The 17,907-nt window shown below is 57.4% G+C and carries 15 protein-coding genes and 1 pseudogene; 6 read left to right on the plus strand and 10 right to left on the minus strand.

Annotation, left to right across the window (positions count from 1 at the left end; translation table 11 throughout):
* Positions 1-99: 99 nt before the first annotated feature.
* Complete coding sequence (locus RCO31_RS07965) at positions 100-546, minus strand: hypothetical protein (RefSeq protein ID WP_308967742.1); 447 nt, start codon at positions 544-546, stop codon at positions 100-102.
* Entirely contained in the window at positions 543-2,918 is a 2,376-nt protein-coding gene (locus RCO31_RS07970; RefSeq protein WP_308967743.1) for a GNVR domain-containing protein, read from the minus strand. The genes RCO31_RS07965 and RCO31_RS07970 overlap by 4 nt, the downstream gene beginning before the upstream one ends.
* Positions 2,919-3,124: 206 nt before the next feature.
* On the opposite strand from RCO31_RS07970, the gene RCO31_RS34705 reads away from it, so the two are divergent.
* The 3 genes and pseudogenes from RCO31_RS34705 (at position 3,125) to RCO31_RS07980 (ending at position 5,554) form a co-directional block, all read left to right on the plus strand.
* Entirely contained in the window at positions 3,125-3,307 is a 183-nt protein-coding gene (locus tag RCO31_RS34705; RefSeq protein WP_374991446.1) for a hypothetical protein, read from the plus strand.
* A 67-nt stretch (positions 3,308-3,374) separates the two neighbouring features.
* Positions 3,375-3,827: pseudogene (locus RCO31_RS34710) on the plus strand (glycosyltransferase family 2 protein); the annotation flags it as partial.
* Positions 3,828-4,261: 434 nt separating this feature from the next.
* Positions 4,262-5,554 carry a glycosyltransferase family 2 protein gene (locus RCO31_RS07980; protein ID WP_308968033.1) on the plus strand — a complete coding sequence of 431 codons (1,293 nt, stop codon included), beginning with the start codon at positions 4,262-4,264 and terminating at the stop codon, positions 5,552-5,554.
* 26 nt (positions 5,555-5,580) lie between these two features.
* Here the strand turns inward: RCO31_RS07980 and RCO31_RS07985 are convergent, their stop codons facing one another.
* The gene (locus tag RCO31_RS07985; protein ID WP_308967745.1) at positions 5,581-6,819 is read right to left on the minus strand and encodes a hypothetical protein; all 1,239 of its coding nucleotides are present in this window, start codon (positions 6,817-6,819) and stop codon (positions 5,581-5,583) included.
* Positions 6,820-6,837: 18 nt separating this feature from the next.
* Positions 6,838-8,043 (minus strand): glycosyltransferase, encoded by a 1,206-nt coding sequence (locus RCO31_RS07990; RefSeq protein WP_308967746.1) that lies wholly within the window; start codon positions 8,041-8,043, stop codon positions 6,838-6,840.
* Positions 8,044-8,178: 135 nt separating this feature from the next.
* On the opposite strand from RCO31_RS07990, the gene RCO31_RS07995 reads away from it, so the two are divergent.
* Positions 8,179-9,528 carry a family 16 glycosylhydrolase gene (locus tag RCO31_RS07995; protein ID WP_308967747.1) on the plus strand — a complete coding sequence of 450 codons (1,350 nt, stop codon included), beginning with the start codon at positions 8,179-8,181 and terminating at the stop codon, positions 9,526-9,528.
* Positions 9,529-9,538: 10 nt separating this feature from the next.
* On the opposite strand, the gene RCO31_RS08000 is transcribed toward RCO31_RS07995, so the two are convergent.
* The gene (locus RCO31_RS08000; protein ID WP_308967748.1) at positions 9,539-10,663 is read right to left on the minus strand and encodes a glycosyltransferase; all 1,125 of its coding nucleotides are present in this window, start codon (positions 10,661-10,663) and stop codon (positions 9,539-9,541) included.
* Positions 10,664-10,812: 149 nt separating this feature from the next.
* Between RCO31_RS08000 and RCO31_RS08005 the strand changes: the two genes are divergently transcribed.
* Positions 10,813-11,796, plus strand: coding sequence for an NAD-dependent epimerase/dehydratase family protein (locus RCO31_RS08005; RefSeq protein ID WP_308967749.1), 984 nt, complete (start codon positions 10,813-10,815; stop codon positions 11,794-11,796).
* Between the two features lie 147 nt (positions 11,797-11,943).
* Here RCO31_RS08005 and RCO31_RS08010 read toward each other — a convergent pair whose 3' ends face one another.
* A complete protein-coding gene (locus RCO31_RS08010; RefSeq protein WP_308967750.1) occupies positions 11,944-12,753 on the minus strand; it encodes a hypothetical protein in 810 nt (269 codons plus the stop codon).
* A 376-nt stretch (positions 12,754-13,129) separates the two neighbouring features.
* Here RCO31_RS08010 and RCO31_RS08015 point away from each other — a divergent pair, with 376 nt between their 5' ends.
* Complete coding sequence (locus RCO31_RS08015; RefSeq protein WP_308967751.1) at positions 13,130-13,873, plus strand: class I SAM-dependent methyltransferase; 744 nt, start codon at positions 13,130-13,132, stop codon at positions 13,871-13,873.
* Between the two features lie 85 nt (positions 13,874-13,958).
* Here the strand turns inward: RCO31_RS08015 and RCO31_RS08020 are convergent, their stop codons facing one another.
* The 4 genes from RCO31_RS08020 to RCO31_RS08035 form a co-directional block, all read right to left on the minus strand.
* Positions 13,959-14,690: a methyltransferase domain-containing protein gene (locus tag RCO31_RS08020; protein WP_308967752.1), complete on the minus strand. Its 732-nt coding sequence runs from the start codon at positions 14,688-14,690 to the stop codon at positions 13,959-13,961.
* 66 nt (positions 14,691-14,756) lie between these two features.
* Complete coding sequence (locus RCO31_RS08025) at positions 14,757-15,185, minus strand: hypothetical protein (protein WP_308967753.1); 429 nt, start codon at positions 15,183-15,185, stop codon at positions 14,757-14,759.
* A 13-nt stretch (positions 15,186-15,198) separates the two neighbouring features.
* Positions 15,199-16,650 carry a GMC family oxidoreductase gene (locus RCO31_RS08030; RefSeq protein WP_308967754.1) on the minus strand — a complete coding sequence of 484 codons (1,452 nt, stop codon included), beginning with the start codon at positions 16,648-16,650 and terminating at the stop codon, positions 15,199-15,201.
* 365 nt (positions 16,651-17,015) lie between these two features.
* Positions 17,016-17,756 (minus strand): class I SAM-dependent methyltransferase, encoded by a 741-nt coding sequence (locus RCO31_RS08035; RefSeq protein ID WP_308967755.1) that lies wholly within the window; start codon positions 17,754-17,756, stop codon positions 17,016-17,018.
* Positions 17,757-17,907: the final 151 nt, after the last annotated feature.

Genomic DNA, 17,907 nt, shown 5'->3' on the forward strand with positions numbered 1-17,907 from the left:
ATAAACGACACTAGAATCATAAACTTGCTAGTGTCCTGATCGAATCCGAAGTTCGCTCTGAGCTCGCTGCAAAGTACGGCGAACTTCGGATTCGGGACACTAGTCCACAAACTCGCGATACGCGTAGCGAAAATCTTTGGACGGAAATATTCCGAGATTGTGCAGCTCGCGACGATAGCCTCCGACCGACATGATCGTGCAACGCGTCGTATTGAAATAGCAGGCGCGAATCCGGATCGTCTGGGCGCATGTGTTTTCGAGCGACAGAATGTGATCGTAGATGGCGGGGTTGATCTTCTGGCTCTTGGCTTGCGGCGCGACCGTCAGGCACTTCTTGCCGGTCGGACCGGAGTGGAGCGATGCTGTCAGAGCGGTTCCGGCGGCTGCGGCGAACCGGTCACGAGCAACCTCTGTCGTTCCGCCAGTCACCTCGACGGAAAGCCTTTGACCGGCAAACAGTCCGGTGGAGGTCGTCTGTGCAGGAGCAACCGTGGGAACGATGATTGCCACGGCCGCAACGAGCGCGCCGTCGATCAGCGATCTCATTCGACGTATCCATACCGTTGATAGTATTTGTTGTTGTAGTAGTCGCCCTGATAGGTGTCGTGTCGGCTGATCGCTGCGATATCGACCTTGTTCAGAACCGCGCCCAGCAGCCGCTGTCGCAACAAGGGAGTTTCGTTCAGTACGCGATCGACGACGTCGATCTTGGCTCGCGACCACTCGATCACCAGTAGGTACGAATCGGCCAACCGGCCGGTAGCGCGCACGTCGACGACGGGAGCCAAAGGCGACAGATCCAGGAAAATTCGATCGTACCGCTCACGGAACAGCTGGAATGCCTTTTCCATCTGCGCCGACGCGAGAACGTCGCTCGAGTTGGCAAACTGAGACGGCACCAGGCACGGCAGGAAATGCAGTTTGGTGTCCGGATCAATCCAGACAAGATCGGCGAGCGTCTTCTTGCCGAGTACGAATTCGATCAAACCCTCTGTCGCAGACGGGGTCAGTGTTCTGCTGAGCGATGGATTGCGCAAGTCGCCGTCGACCAGCAAGGTTCGCAGGCCCGCTTGAGCCGATGTTCGCGCCAGCGCTTCGGAAATCGTCGATTTGCCTTCGTTGGGCAAGGACGACGTCAATGCCAGGACCTTCTTGGTCGAATCGAATCCACCAAGATCGGCCGCCATCTTGATCGAACGGATCGCTTCGGAGAAACGCGAAAGCGGTGAATTGACGACAGCTCCAGCAATGCCGACCGGCACCGACAGCTGTCGTTCTCCGACCGTGCGAAACACGCGGCCTTGGGGAGGCTTTGAAGGTGCCGTGCCGGCGCTTGCGCGGCCCTTCAAGCCTACCAGCCCGAACAGAGCGTTTCCTGCCCTCTTGACGGCAGACCCGCTCTTGTCGATCAGCGGTATCGTCGCCAGGCAAGTCGTCTGCAGAACGCTCTCGACTTGTGAAGCGGTTCGGAAGATCCGATCCAGGCTGTTTCGCAGGAAACCGAGAAGGCCGGCCAGGATCGCGCCGCCGACAAGAGCCGCCGCGAGAATAAGCGATTTCTTCGGTGCGGATGGCCCGAGCGGCTGGGAGGCCTCGGTAATCACGCGCGCCTCGGTGATGGGGAACGATTGCTGCTGGACGGAGACCATGTACAGCTGCAGGAAGTTGTCAGCCAAAGCGCGCGCGCTTTGCGCGTTGCTTTCCAGGTCGCGCAGCACGATCTGGGCCTGGCTCGTGTCGTTCGAAATCGCGATGGTGTCGGTCAGGCTTTTCTGAGCAGCCTCCTCTCGCGCCTTGGCGATGGCAAGGTCGCTCTTGTAGGTTTCAGCGATACGACGCAACTCGTCGGCAATGGATCGGCGTATTTCCCGCATCTGATTGCGCAGATTGACGACGGCGAGGTGCGTCGGCCCGAATCGGGTCGACCAATCGGAGGCGCGGCCCGCCAGCTCCAGATACTGCTGCCGAAGCTTCACGATCACGGGATTGCTCAAGGTATCCGTGACCGTCGCGAGGCTTTCGATGAGCGGGCTGCTGACAGTCGGCTCGGTCCTGTCATCGACTTCAAGGATGCTGCTGATCCTCGCAAGGCGTGCCTCCGCTTCAGCTCGCTGCGTTCGGGCGATGGTCGCAGCACTGTTGACCTCGGCCAGCTGCTGATCGGTGAGCAGACGTCCTCCGGCATCGACGATATTGTTCTTCGCTCGGAAATCCGCCACGGCGCGTTCGGCCGTCGACGCCTGCTCGCGAAGCTCCTTCATTCGATCCTGGAGCCAGGCGGCGGCACGACGAGATGCCTGGTACTTCGCCTCGAGCGAATCGACGATGTAGGCTTCAGCGACGGCATTCGCGATGCGAGCTGCATCATTTGGCGATTCGGATTGGAACGAAATTTCAATAACGTAACTGAGCCCCACGCGCCTGATCGCAAGCTGACGTTGAAAATAGCCCAATGCTGCGCGGAGGCGTTCATACTCGGAGCGTTGGGCTCGCGGAGAGAAGCTCAATAGGTTGCTGACCGACGCCAGCAAGCCGGGCGAACCTCCCGTGAACTCCGGAAGATCAGCAAGGCGTAGGTCTTTCACGACCGCACGCGCGATCGTCTCTGACTTGAGAATCTCGACCTGACTGTCGACCATGGCAGAATCGATCGGACCGCCGGCACCCATGCTGCCTTGCTGTTGCAGTGTCTGGACCTTGCGGCTGTCGATCACCAGGCCGGCCGTGGCGGTATAGAGCTTGGGTGCCGTCAGCACATAGATCGCAGCCAGCGATAAGCAGACAAACACCACCAAAATCATCAACGGGTATTGCCGGGCAATAAGGGTCCGAGCCGCGTCGAGCCCGGCATTGATCGACAGAATCTCCCCGCCGCGGAGTCCTCGATCGAGGGGAGGATTAAATCTTGTCTGAAGCATAAGTCGTCCGACTTTGTCCCGGCCCCAAAGGCCGCGGGCACGGCCTCCCGAGGCTATCCCGCATGGGCTGCTGCCCGACGTAATGCCGGGTGCCGTGCAGGCCTTTTGCAATCCAAGATCGCAGGTCGCATCGTCCGCCCCCAGACCATTTAAAAGCTATACATCAATTTACGGCTTTTTTAATCCGGATTCTACGACAACCTTCGATGCCGATGGTTTCTCATCAGCTTCCAGCAAGGCGCATGCCACAAATGGCCAAAAACGCGGCGGTCGATGCTGTTTGGCTCGGCAAAAAAGCTTGGCCGCCGAAACCGGTCGCTGTGGGTCGGAAGAACCTTGCTCAGGAATATTCAAATCTGGACGTTCTTCATGATTTTGATTTAGATTAATATCGGCTCTCGCGATATTAAAAGAAGTTGACGTGCCGATGCCCAGCGAACGTTTGCGAAGGCCGGAATGACCAAAGGGCCAACTGTCAGCGTCATTATCACCAACTACAATTACGCAACCTACGTTGCGGCGGCCATCGAAAGTGCGCTCAACCAGACGTGTCCGCCGGATGAGATCATCGTTGTCGATGACGGTTCGACCGACCATTCGGCCAGGGTCATACGGGATTATCAGGATCGTGTTCACGCCGTATTTCAGAAAAACGAAGGCGGAAGGGCGGTCAAGAACACGGCATTCTCCTACTGTCACGGAGAGCTTGTAATCTACCTCGACGCAGATGACGTTCTCTACGCTACGGCGGTTGAGAGCGTGCGCGGCGCGTTTTCTCCGGGCGTGGCAAAGGTGCAGTATGACCTTGATGTCATTGACGCAGAGGGAGCGCTTCTCGGGCGGCGATTCTGCAGCTTTTCGGGGAATCTTCGGACGGTCGACGTCGAAAGGCGGTTTCAACGGACGGGAACATATCTGTGGCCGGTTACGTCCGGAAACGCTTACGCTCGCGATTTTCTGATGCGCGTCTTGCCTCTCGCGACGCACGTCCCCCACGACGGCATCCTCAACACGATCGCTCCGCTCTACGGCAAGGTCGTTACGATCGTTGAGCCACAAGGTCAGTACCGGTTGCACACGCGCAATAACAGCCGCGTTGATGAGGCCGGGCAGATAAACGTCCTGCCTGACTTTCGATCACGAATTCGCATACGCAAGCTCGAGTTCGACATCCTCCGGCAGCACGCCGCCCGGCTGAACAGGCCGCTTCCGGCTGTCGACTTTCTGGACTACGAGCAGGTCTTCGCGAATTATCGGATCATGGCGCGCAAGATGCAGCGCGAAGACGGTGATGACGCAAACAGGCCGCTTCTTCCGCTCCTGTCAAAAGGTGTTTGGGCGGCGTGGAGTGCGCCTACGACACGATCTGTGGCGCTCAAGCACATAGCCTGGCTTTGCTGTTTGGCGCTGACGCCACGAACTCTTGCTGTAACTCTCATAAGGCTGAGATTCCAGCGAGGAGGATGGCGTTCGAGCCTGAAGCAACGAATATTTGGTGGAGCGCCGGCATGAGTCTGCCTGTCAAGTCCGAGGCCATCTGTGAGAGCCCGGCCCTTTCGTCTGTGCCAGCGGGATTGCGCGAAATCTCCGAAGCGACGCTCTCGATCGTCATCCCGAACTACAACTATGCGCGATATGTGGGAACTGCCATTCGCAGCGCTTTGGAGGTGCGGTGGCCCAAGGTGGAGGTGATCGTCGTCGATGACGGTTCGACCGATGACTCCTGGGCCATCATCCAATCCTTCGCCAACGAAGCAACGATCGTCCGGCAGCCGAATGCCGGTCAGGTAGCTTCCTGTATCAATGGTTTCCGCAGATCGTCCGGCGATTTCGTCATATTTCTCGATTCGGACGATCGCCTTCATCCGGACGTCATGACAGAGATCGCAGCCGTCTGGTCGCCGAACGCGTGCAAGTACCAGTTTCAAATGCGCGTTATTGACGCAGCAGGAAATCCGACCGGGGGCGTGCTTCCCCAATACTATAAATGCCCGAAGCCCGAAGACATCCGAGCGTGGGTGAAGGGGGCCGCGAGTTATCCCACGCCGCCTGGCTCGGGAAATGCCTATACGCGATCGTTTGTCGAGTACGTCTTCGGATTCAAGACCGGCTTTGTTGATCGTGCGCCAGACAGCTACCTCTTGGCGGCTGCGCCAGCGTTCGGCGATATCATCACGATTCCCAAGCCGATCGTGGACTATCGGGTGCACGGCGAAAATTATGCCGCAAACCTGCGCCTGGACGAGACGCGTCCGGGGCGGGAACTCAGTCTCGCGCAGAGGCGGCGCGCGTATTTTCTTGAGGTCGCGCGCGCCGTTGGAATAGACGCGAACCCGGAAGCGTTGGAACGAAACCTCATCTTTACTTGCTTGCGGGCCTCCTCATACGCGCTCAGGCCTGACCTCCACCCCATCCAAGCTGACTCCGCGGCCAAGATTTTGCGATCCGCGCTGAAGGCAGGCCGCTGCCCGCAGGGATTCTCACCATCTCAATCGTGGGCATTGGTGGTCTGGATAGTGTTCGTGGCGCTTGGTCCCCGAGCCTTGCAGCGATCGCTTGTCACTTGGCGCTACGCCCCCTCGCAACGTCCCGACTGGATCAGACGCCTCACAAGGGCCTTGCGCATCACCAGATAATCACCGCGGAGCTGGATGAGCAGGCCTTATTTATGTGGGGAGCGCGGGACGAGCGTCAGTAGCCAGACGATGAACGCAAAATCCTGTTTCAGAACCATTCCGGAGCTCAGCCAGATGAACAGGGCGCCGTTGCATATCGGCCGTCGCAATTCGCTCGTGTAGAGGCGCCAGGCGAACAACGCCGATATGAGCATGAACCCGAAAAGCCCATACTCGAAGGTCAGCTTTGCCCAGGTCGGATCGTTGATCTCGTACTCAAGTCTCAAAGCGCCGACCTCGCGCAGATAGCTCCCCGCGCCGTTCCCGAATATCGCCTGCAAGATGCCTCTTTCGAAACTGCGTTCCACCATTTCAAACGGTGCGACGAAGCGGGCGTATCCGCTCGTCCCGGGCGTCTGAAACTCCGCAAGTCTGCCGAACCAGAACTCAAATCCTGGTACCTGGAGCTGGTAGGTGAGAACGAGCCCGCCGGTGAGGGCCACGACTGCAAGAACGACAAGGGGAAGCCTGAGTATGGATGTGGGCAGTATGAGCGCAGCGAGAATCAACAGGATGCCAGAGCCGGAAAGCGAGGCCAGAAGCCCTGATGCGAGCGTAGCCAGAACCAGCCAGCGTGCTCTGCCCGAGAACTCAATGACAGCGGCGAGTGCGGTTACGATCGAGAGCGTCGAGGACTCCCGGAGGAAGAAACCATTGGCCTTCACGATTCCCCCGGTTTCGCGAAAAAACGCGTACGTGCCGGCGCCGCGAATCTGTTCGGGAAGCACGAAGTTGACATTGATGAGCGCTTTCAGGCCGAGCAGGTTGACTGCGACCAGCTGCACGACGGCTATGATCGACAGCGCGCAAGCGACCTGGACAAAAGTTGCTTGGATGTAATCCTGTACTTTCGACAGCTCGTAGCCGCGCCGGAGACGAAAAAGGAAAGGTGCGTACACGACGAAAAGCAGCAACATCGATGTCGGCGATGTTGATGAGGGGGAGAATCGTACGACAAATACAGCAGTGGCCGCCGCCACGATCAGGATGGCGAAGGGATACAGCTGAAGGGCAGCATAACCCGAAGATATCAGATAGGCGGTGACTACGGCGTAGAAGAAGAAGTCCGTAGAAAATGGAAAGTCGCCGATGTTAAGAGCGATCTGCGAGAAGAACATGATCGAAAGAACGGCGGTCCAGACGGCAAGTCTGGCCGTTCTTGTGAGCGTGGCATCATCCGGCATCGACCATGGATGCGGTGAGGCCAGATCATGGATCGCGGTCATGACAAGGTCCAACGCGTATCATGCATTGTGAACCACTCTCGCCGGGGGCGAAATCGGTTCATGAAATGCCGCGCTCAAACGGCGTATCGCAGGCTCGATGCCAAATCGCTTCGAAGCAAGATTGAAGAGCGCGAGCTGACGGCCGTTCAGGGCGTCGATGTCGTCGACGTTCGCAACGATGCAAGTCGCCAGTTCCTCGATGGATCTGGCGATAAACATAGCGGCGTGCTCGTCGATTGTGGAGCCTTCGAGGGCCGCCTCCAATCCGAAGACCGGGAGCCCGGAAAAGGCATAGTCGAGCACCTTCAGCTTGAAGCCTCCGCCAAGTTCCTCCGCAACCAGACCGCCCCGGCACCGTTCAAGCAGCGGCTTGAGGTCGCCGACCTGTCCATGGAACGTCAGATTTGTGAACTTGCCGTCGAACTTGTTCCTGATATGAGCAGGCACTGCGCCGATCACCTCGAGCATGATGCCGTTCCGCTGCAAGACGGGGCAAAGAACCTGGATGATCCTTTCGAGGTTTTTTTGCTTGGCGATCCAGTTGAACGAACCGACCAGGAGCAGTGACCGCGGCCGCGTGCTCTCGATCTTTCGGATCTCGGCTGGCGTGCCGAGATAGACCGGCGGCGACACCCGGACGTTCTCATTAAAGCGTGAGAAATATTTTGCATCGGCATCGCTGATGCAGATGACGAGGTTCGCCGCCTTAAGGAGACGTTGCTCCAGTTGCTTGTACTTGACCGCATCCCATCGCATGACCGCGCCGCGCGGCGTTATGCCGAAACCGCGCGCAATCTCTGGTCTGATCATGCCCTCCGCATTGTGCGCGATGTAGCAAACGGACGCGTTGCCGCGATGCGCCTCGACGAGAGGCAGCAGGCCGCCCGAATTTGCGTGGTCGATCACAATCCAGCTCCAGCTCTCGGCCTGCAAGAGGCGCCTGACCTCCTGTTGGAGGGGCTGGCTGGCGAGCGTACAGGCGTCCTGAGGAAGCTGCGTGATCAGGCTCATCATTCGCCTGCGGCTCGGGAGCGGAGCTTCTGTCACTTCGGCCGGCGACAAGCCCGAGTAGTCGATCAGGCCTTCGGCCCGCCGGCATCCGACGATATGGATTCGCGTGCTGCCGGAGAGGCCGAGCGCCTTGATCAGTCCGGCGGAGTAGATCGCATCTCCCTGAAGCAGGGGAGCCGGAAGGCGCGCCGAGATCCAAAGAATGCTTTGCATTGAACTCCCGGAGAACCGCCCGCTGGGCCGGAAACGTTATTGGCAAGGATACGTCTGCATAGGCGATTATGCCATTAAAATAGCGTATTAAATGTATTTACGCCAGACCACGGGTCTACGTACTTGGATGCCGCCATGTCGCCTCGTTTCGTTCCATTTTTTCGGGTTGCCGTGCTCGCGATGCTTGCGTGGGCGTCGCCGTGCCACGCAAGCGGCTGGAAGCTCGTCTTCTCCGATGAGTTTGACGGGCCCACCTTGGATCGAAACAAGTGGGCGACGCGGTACATTTATAACAACGAGACGCAAGACAAATTCAACGACGAAAGGCAGCGCTATCGCGACCGCGACAATCACGTTTTTAACAATGGCGTCCTGAGCCTCGTCGCGCGGAAAGGCGAGGGAGAGTTATTCGAGTCGGGCCTGATCCGTTCGCATCAGACCTTCTACTATGGATACTTCGAAGCACGTGTGTTCCTGCCTGCAGGCAGGGGCGTTTGGCCGGCGTTCTGGCTGGAAGCGGATTACGACATTGACGGAAGGACATGGCATCCGCCGGAGATCGATATCTTCGAGTATGTGATAAATGGCGTCGAGGATAAGGCGAACATGCTTCATTCTGGCCCGATAATGAAGCTGCAGCCGACCAATCTCTTCCACTACATGGATCAGTCCTTTGTCCCGAAGCACCAAACCATGTTCGGGAAGGAGGACCTGAACAAGGATTGGCATGTGGCGGGTTTTGTCTGGTCGCCTGACCGCGTCTCGTTCTTTTGGGACGGGCGCCACATTTACACGCGCGCCTACCAATGGCTTCGCAAGGATAGACAACTTGGGCCTCCGGCGCATATCGATCTGAACTTCGCCGTCGGTGGAAAGCGGTGGGCAGGCCGTCACGGCGTCGACGAGGCTGCGTTTCCGCAAGAGTTCAAGATCGACTATGTTCGGGCATGCCAGTTCACGGCCGAGGCCGACGGCATGCAGCGATGCGGAGGCAGCGAGTTCACGCCGGATCCGAAAGAATTTGGATATGTGAGTTCGCTGAACGATATGCCGAAACCAGTATTTGGCAACGCCAGGATGGCTCAGGCGGTGAATCCAAATCCAGGGGTCTGGTCCATCCATGATGGTGAGCCTGTGAACTTGGATGTCCCCATAAAGTTGCCGGATGATTATCCATCCAACAGGACCTTGGAGATCTCAATATATGATCCGGTGACCCGTGCAGTTGCGAGTTCGATAAGGCGCAAGCTGGAGTTCGATGGTCTCGAGACGCAGAATGACGGCCAGAACGTCGTTCGGGTCACAATGCCGCCGCTCAAGAAACCGGGCGAATATGATGTAGTTGCCAAGCTGTCGAGCCAACTTACGAAAGAAAATGGAGCTTCTGAGGTCCGGCCGAGTCCTGTTGCGTGCGGTACCGACATTGTTCAGCCGGTCAAGGCGCGTTCCTGTCGCCTTATCAGACTGGAAGTGAAGGCGCGGTGAGAGACCTTCGTCAGCTCATACGCGCCAGGCGCCTCTTCTGCTGCAGAACTTTCAGATAACGTGCCACGCCGACGAGCTCGTAGTAGTAGGCTCGGGGATCCTCTCGGCCGACGAGAAAGCTGATCCTCAGCGCTCGAGCCAATCCGATGATGTCGAAGGATTCATGAAAGGATTTGGCATTGAAGGCGCCGCGTCCGATCGCATATTGGCGTCTGAGGGAGGGCAGGTGGTCCAGCTTTCTCCCGTGATGATGCCGGACGACTGCGGTGGGCTGGTAGAGACCGGCCCAACCCGCTCGGCTTACTCGCGCCACAGCATCGATGTCCGCGCCGGATCCGACCAGAGAACCAGGGCCGAACCATGGATCGATTCCATTGATCATATCCAGTGCAGCTCTTCGGAAGGCCAAATTTGCACCGTGAAACATGCCGGCAAAGATCGGTCGATTCGGAGGGTACGCGATGATCTCCGTCCGCTCGTCGATTGTTATTCGCGCGTCGGTCGGGTCGAACAGCTCGATACGCCCGCCCATATAACCAATGGCCGGGTCTTCGAAACCCTGCATGATCGCGTCGCACAGATTCGAGTCGACGTAACAGTCGTCATCGGTGAAAGCGACGATCGAACCTTGCGAACTGACGTAGCCTGTATTCATCGCCCGCCCGACGCCCGGCCGATCCTCGAAAATGTAGCGCATGGGAAATGTGGCAGTCTTTGCCTTAGCGAGCGCAACGTCCCTTGTGTTGTCGCTGGATCCGTTGTCGATAACCAGAGCCTCGATCTTGAATCTGCTTCGGAGGTCGAGCATGTGATCGAGACAATTCGCCAAAGATCGCGCTCTGTTCCTGGTGCAAACCACGAGGCTTAAGTCAGTCATCTGGTCCGATTTCCTGCATGCCTCTGCGTGGCGTGCCGACGCCGTCGTGCTGATCGCCATACTATCATTGCCTGTTGAATCGTCTGACGGCTTGCGCCTTAACGTCGCATCTGCGCAGCTCATGTCTTGAGCACACGTTGCAGCGACGTGCGGCATGCGCGTCGTAGATCGCGGCTTTATGTGTTGATCACAAGCCGTTTCGTTGCGTTGACTGCTGTTCATTATCGCGTCGTCGCGGATCTGTACGCCCAGAGGCATTCGTTGTGCGCTCGCCTTGGTTTAATTGCAGGCAATGAGCGCTTGCAACCATATTTAAATAATATTATATACGATTTAAATACACCGACCAAAGCGATGTTGCCGGGTTTCTGAACCCCTATTCCTGCAGAAAATCCAAGCCTTGACCTATGTCTCGCTCCAACCTTAGTCCTGTCATTGTATTCGGCGGCGCCGGCTTTATTGGCACTCACCTGCTTCGCTCTCTGGTCGAGAGCGGAAGGCATCAGCGAATCGTTTCCTATGACATAGGCGAGCCCTCGATCCCGGTATCGGGCGTTGAGTACATCAGGGGTGACGTGTGTGAGCCGATAGAAATCGGTGGTGTCGTGGAGGACGCCGAGATTTACAACTTGGCGGCCGTGCATACGACGCCGGGCCACGAGGACTGGGAGTACTTCTGGACGAACGTGCATGGCGCTACCCACGTGTGCGATTTTGCGGCCGCCGTAGGCTGCCGTTTCCTGCTCTTCACCTCATCCATCTCGGTTTACGGTGCCACGGAGGCGCCGGTTGAAGAGAACTCGAAACTGACCCCGGATTCGTCCTACGGTCGTTCAAAACTGCAAGCCGAAGAAATCCATCGCGTTTGGGTCAGAAGCAACGCGGACCGTCGCCTTGTGGTGGTGCGCCCGGCCGTAATCTTTGGACCTGGCGAGGGTGGGAACTTTGTGAGGCTGGCCAACCTTCTCTCCAGGAACCGCTTCGTGTATCCGGGCCGGCGCGACACCATAAAGTCGTGTGGCTACGTGGGTGAGCTCATTCGTTCGATGGAGTTTGCGCGGAAGCTTGGTCGGCAGGAGTTCACCTACAACCTGTGTTACGAGCCTCGCATTACCATCGAGGAAATCTGCACGACCTTCTCTCAGGTCGCTGGCTTCAATCAGCCTCGCATCACGATCCCCTTCAAGCTGATGTCGATAGGAGGGATGGCCTTCGAGATGCTGGGATCGTTCGGAATAAGAACGTCGATCAACCGAGCGCGTCTCCGCAAGCTTGTGCTTTCGACGAACGTGTTGCCGAAGGCGTTGATCGAGGCCGGATACGCATACGAGACGGATTTACGCGAAGCGTTGTCAAGGTGGAGACACGCGTCCAACAACTCGTTCGTCTAATGTCAGGCCTGGCAGCGTAGTTGTTATCGCGCTGAGCGATGCGCGCTAACGGCTGTTGCAACCGTGCGGTGCCACTAGCGCACATTATGCCTGCACCTGTGTGCTGATCGTCCAGGGCGGCCGCAATCAGATACCGCACCATTCGCATCAGGAGGCGCGCGCCGGATCAGCAGCACCTCGTTTTTTGCTGAAGTATGCACGTATCTCAGCTTCGCTGTGCGTGTCGTCGTTTTTGACAGCATGGATGATCGCGTACCGCCGGTCCAATAACTCCTCGGGAGGGTAGGGAAGGCCCTTATAGCGAACACCAAATACATCGCCGCGAGCGACTTGGTCCTCGAACCGCATCCCCACGGCGCGAACGTGCATGCCTACAGCCACATCCTCCGGGATGTCGACACAGATCCAAAGCTGTGGATCGTCGAGATATCCGCCTGCCGCCACTCGATCGAGGAACTCGCGAGATAGCGCGTAACCACCGCCAAGACAGTGCTCGCCGTCCTGATATTCATGCACTCGCGCGCGAGCGTAAAGCCTGCGTATGTGCTTGCGTACCGGATCCGCGTAATTGGCGGCGACGCGCCAAGGCTGCCTGATCGAGAGGAGCCGGGTCAATTCCCGGATCGGCTTTCGATGAACCGACCAGTCGCGCGCGGCGCCATTGGGGGTTCGCGAATAGGCACCGATCATTGCCAGCGAGCAATCTCCGTTCAGCTTTTCGAAGATTCGTTGTCGAAACGGCCCGATCACGAGCGAGTCGGTGTCGAGCCTGATCGCAAACTTTGCATCAGTGTGTTTCTGAATCCAGGCAAGGCCGGTCAGAACCGCGGCGCTTATTCCCTTGCTCTTGAATTTGGGTCGGAGCTCTCGCTCAAGATGAATGCTCACCAGCCGCATCGAGGCGGGCGCCGAGACAGCCTTGTCGAGTTCGCGGGGCTGCACATGATCGTCGATCATGATGATCGTCGCGCCTTGCGGCTCGAACGCTGCGATCGACTTGACGAGGTCTCGCAGGCGATCGAGCTCCAGCGGGTGAGGCCCGACAGGCACACAGACCGCATAGGGAGCATCAGAAGAAGCTGTCATCGGCTGATATCCGCGCAGATTGAGGCTCGATCCGGCAGCTGCATGCATTTCACTCACGAAAGCGAATATGCATTATCCTTACATCATGATTATATTATCGGTTCGCGACAAGTCCGAGAGCCGGAAAAATAGCTCAACTTCGGGTAGTTCTCGAGTATTAAATCAGAAACCTGCGCTAATAATGGCCGATGTGCTTTACTGGCACATGCGTTATTGATGACTGTGTTTAATGTATGAGAGCCGCGCCATGATCTCACTTTCACGCATTCTTGCCCAGACGCTTCCGCCATTGCCGCGATGGCGGGCACAGGTGCTCCTTTCCACCATCCGGTCCCTGCACCAACGTGCGAACCCTGTAGAACGAAATTGCAATATTTGCGGTCTGAATGATCTGTTCAGGCCTATAGGCTGGCCGTTGCGGCCTGAGGCCATGTGTCCGCAATGTGGTTCGCTTGAGCGTCATCGTCTTCTCAAGTTATGGCTTGACGAAAATCGCGAATGCATTGCCGGAAAGCGCATTCTGCATTTCGCTCCCGAGGCCGCAATCTCAAAACTCGTACGCCCCCTCGCGAAAGAGTACGTTACTGCCGATATTGCGCGGGGCCGCGACCTTCAACTCAACATAGAGAAAATCGATCTGCCGGATGAAAGCTACGACGTGATTCTATGCTCGCACATTCTCGAGCATGTTGATGATCGCGCGGCTCTGGCAGAAATACATCGAGTTCTGGTTGGTGGCGGCGTTGCGCTCCTCATGATTCCTGTCGTCGAGGGCTGGGCAAATACTTACGAGAATCTCGCGATAACCGAACCAAATGAACGCGAGATCCACTTTGGCCAGGAGGATCATGTGCGATACTTCGGTTCGGACTTTCGCGATCGCATTCGGCGCGCGGGCTTCGATCTCGAAGAGTTTACGGCGGAGGGAGCTATCGTCGTAAAGCACGGGTTACTTCGTGGCGAAAAGCTCTTCATTGCTGCCAGACGCTGATCGCGGGGAATGGGCTGACGTCATTATCGCGCGAAAGATCGGCACATAACGCGAAACGAAAACTGAGTCCGCTACCACAGCATGGCTAGGGCATGCGCGGGGACTTTGTGCCTCTTACACCCAAGTTGATCCAGCCGTGGTCATAGCCCCGGACCCGGCTGCGATCCATCTCCTCAATATCTTCAAGTCCAGCGTTTGCAAACAGGTTGCGAAGATGACGCGGTGAGAACAGCGCGCGGTGCCAGTTTGGATGATTGCCGCCAGTACCATCTCCGTAGGAAAAGCAGCGGCCTGACATCCACAGGCACGGATCCTTGCCTTCGTTGAAGCGCCACCAGCCGTCGTTGTGAAACTGCTGAGTGCCATTCTCCTCCGCCTCGACGAATGCCTTGGAAATCGCGAGGCCATTAGGAGTCCATACTTCCAGCGCGCCGCCCGGCTTGAGCGCACGAGCCCATTCGTTGACCGCGCTCTGGACTTGATACCAGGGGATGTGCTCGATGATGTGGCTGGCGTAGATGATATCGAATGTACCATCGGCAAACGGCAGTCTGACGGAAGCGTTGCCGATATAATCGACCTTGCGACCACTGACGATATTCAGCGTCTCAAACCCCGGTATGCGTTTCCCGCCGGGACCGATTTCCAGATTGCGGCGAGGCTTGTTGCGATTTCTATGCTTCGCGATCGGATTGAGCACCGCGCGATGAATCGGGGCAGCGATTGAACTGTTGATCAGGTACTTGGCTCTACGCACACTGTTGACGAGGTGCTTGGTTCCACGCACTCTGTCGATAAGCGGGGTGGCTATGCTCATTAGCAATGCTCTCTTTCGCGTGGCGGCGCGATGCTGGAAGCAGGTCGAGAAGGTAGGACGTCGCCATCATCCGGAATCGAATTTGGCAAAGGGGTTCTGGCAGGCGTCTCCGGGGACGAAAGTGACTTCGCGGCCGGCGGCGACGGCATCGTAATAGTCCGTCCTTGTCACGAACTCCGCCAGAAGCTTGCGCTCATATCGCTCGATGTAGGTGGCAAGAGGCGCGGGTCCTATCGAGATCGCACTGTTCGTGAGGCCGGCAAGGTCGATTGTGTCGACTAACATGATCTTGGACCCATAGGGCTGCCAAGAGCGCTCGAAAGCCTCAGCGAACAGGCCGAGCTCGGTCGTCGTGATCGGCACCTTGCCGAGCATGTGTTCAAGCCTGGCGCGGATGGAGTCCAGTCGATCGGGCCACGACACGATCGCGCCGGCGCCGAGGGCGACGACGCCGCCAGTGGCGGCAAGGATGAATTTCCGGCGAGAGAGGGGCATGCTGCGATTCCTGTCAGGCCACGGCAAGACGCGCCGCGCGCAAGGAAAGGGCCGCGACCGTAAGGCTGGGGTTGGCGCAGGAGCAACTGGGGAAGACCGACGTGCCGACAACGGTCAGATTGCGCCAGCGATGGTGGATCTGGTCGGCGTCAACAACGGAGTCGTCGGGCGTGCGTCCCATGCGAAGTGTCCCCTGCAGGTGCGATTCCGTTGGTCTGTAACCACGGAAGTGAATCGCTTCCACTGGCAATGGCTTCAGGACTTCCGGCAGCAGGCGGAGGGCCCGATCCGCGCCGCGACGCGCATAGTCTGAGGCGTCACCATAGGCGATGGTGGGCACAGGTTGCGGGGTCGCGGCCTTGGACAGCACCCGGTTCTCCGGCTGCAGCAGGTCCTCTGTGACGATCGTCACGGGCAGAGACCAGCGATGTTTCCCCGGCTCACGGCGCAGCCCATAGGTCCAGCGGTTCTCGAAATAAACAAGGGCCGCGGCGGTATCGCGGCGATGGTCGCCATCGTAGAGCGAATAGTTGATACCTGTGGTGATCGTGCTGCCGTTGAAATGATCCAGTCCGTCCAGAAAGACTTCGACACTGAAGCCATAGCTTTCGTGCAAGCCAGCGCCGGTCAGCGGGGACTCCATGCCGGAATTCAGAAGGATCGCAGGACTCTGAATGGCGTTGGCGCCGAGGATGAAGCGATCTGCGTGCAGGCGATACTCGCGCCCCTCGTGCTCGACCACGAGTTCGGTCACGCGATCGCCGGCAGTCACGAAATGCAGTGCCCGTGTACCCAGGCAAAGCTTGACGGCCGGATCGTCATAGAGGCCCGGGAAGCCATTCTGCGCCGTGAACTTGGCGTCGACCGGGCAGAGCTGGCAGCGCAGCGAAGCGCAGCAGGCAGAACGCGTGCTGGTGGCAACTCGCGCGCGCGCCGTTGGCATCGCAAAGTGCCGGTCAGGCTGGGCTCGCTTCATGAGCTGGTCAGCCGTCGTCAGGTTATGCGGCGGCTGCGGAAAATCGCGTGAGCGCGGCATGATCCTTGCCATGTCGGGGTCACCGGAAATCGACATGATTTCTTCAGCCTCTGCGTAGTACGGCTCAAGTTCATCATAGGTGATAGGCCAGTCCTGCCCGATGCCGTATCGGCTGGCGAGTTGGAAGTCGGTTGGATGAAACCGGGGCGTCTGGGCGAACCAGCAGTTCATGCCGCCGCCGAAGCCGATCGTATAGTTCCAGACTTTTGATGACTCTGAATTGAAAGTGTCAGAAACGGCGGTCGCTGAATTGCGCTTTTGTTCGACCTGCCAGTCGTGTGGATGGAATTGGCCCCAATCGACGACCAACGTCGGTTGAAGCCCGTAGCGCCGCGCCTCGTGGAGATAGAAAGATGATCCGAATCCGGTGCCGATGATGATCGTCTCGAAATGCTGGCCACTTACACTGTTCACCGGCACAAGGTTCATCCCGCATTCCTCCAACTCCAGTCATCGCAGCCGCTCAAGGTAATATTCTAGAAAAGCGCAAAGAGTCGTATCGCGACCAGAGATTGAATTTGTCGCATTTAAATAATCGAAAATCAAACAGGTGGCCATTAAAACAATCAGGCCGACGACTAGAAACACAGCTGCGGAACCGATTCGAACTTATGTTGAACGCCGATTGTCGTTGGAATTATCCCGAAGCGTCGTGGATCTGATTGCCCTGCCGCGACAGCACGATAAAGCCGGTGCGGCATCAACCTGATGATCAAAGCAGCTAGCCGTACTATCCGCGATGCTTAGCTGCCAAAGTCGGACATCGCTCACAATGACGATCGTCAGCCGGCAGATTAGTTGCTCTTTGAGAGTATATAGACCGATTGCTTCGTGACGCCTTCTGATCGATACAAGAATCGCTCGACTGAGAGCGAAGCATCGCTGCAGGCCCCTTCGAAAGCCTTTCTGTCAAATACCACCCGGTGCAACGCGCCAACCGACGCTCCTAATTCCGACAGGTAGCCGGTCGGGTTTTCCTCTTCCGGCCTTGGCCAGTCCTCGACGTAGATCGTAAGCAGGCATTTTCCACTCGGAGCGAGGGTGCGATGGATTTCGCCGAGATGCAGTTGCACGTCGTTCAAGCGCATATGTGTGAAGACGGAGTACAGGAACGTAATGTCACAACTGTTGTCGTCGAGCGGGATGGCTGACCGATGCTTGCCGGATGGATTATAACGTTCATTGGCAGTATCGACATGCATAAACCGAAAGTTCTGTCTTTCGAGATGTCGTTTGCACCAATTGACCGATGGCTGGTGAACATCAATTCCGTCGTAGGACTTCAGCTTGGGGTATGCAGCCTGTAGTCCAATCGCCAGACGACCTTGCCCCGAGCCGATATCAAGGAATCGGGTGTTTTCGCTTAGTCCACAAAGCTCCCTAAGCCGAAACACCTCCTGCACTGCGGACGCGAAGTAGAACCCATCATCCTGCCATTCCTCCGTACAGAAGCGGATGCCTTTCGGAGGCAGAGTGAAGCTCAGCGTCTGATATCCTCTTCTATTTTTCTCCATCTGCACTAGCCGGCGGAGCATGGCTTTTGCATCCTTTATTTAATGGAATAATTTAATATTGACAATTAACACTTGCAACTGCGCAGTCAAGGCGCAGTGCGAGCCAGATCAAATTTCGCGCCTAGCAGGGATGCGTATGTTCTTCGTAGCGAGGAAAAGGTAGAAGTGAGTT

Origin of the sequence: Bradyrhizobium sp. LHD-71, from assembly GCF_031157255.1 — a bacterium.
Lineage (GTDB): Bacteria > Pseudomonadota > Alphaproteobacteria > Rhizobiales > Xanthobacteraceae > P52-10.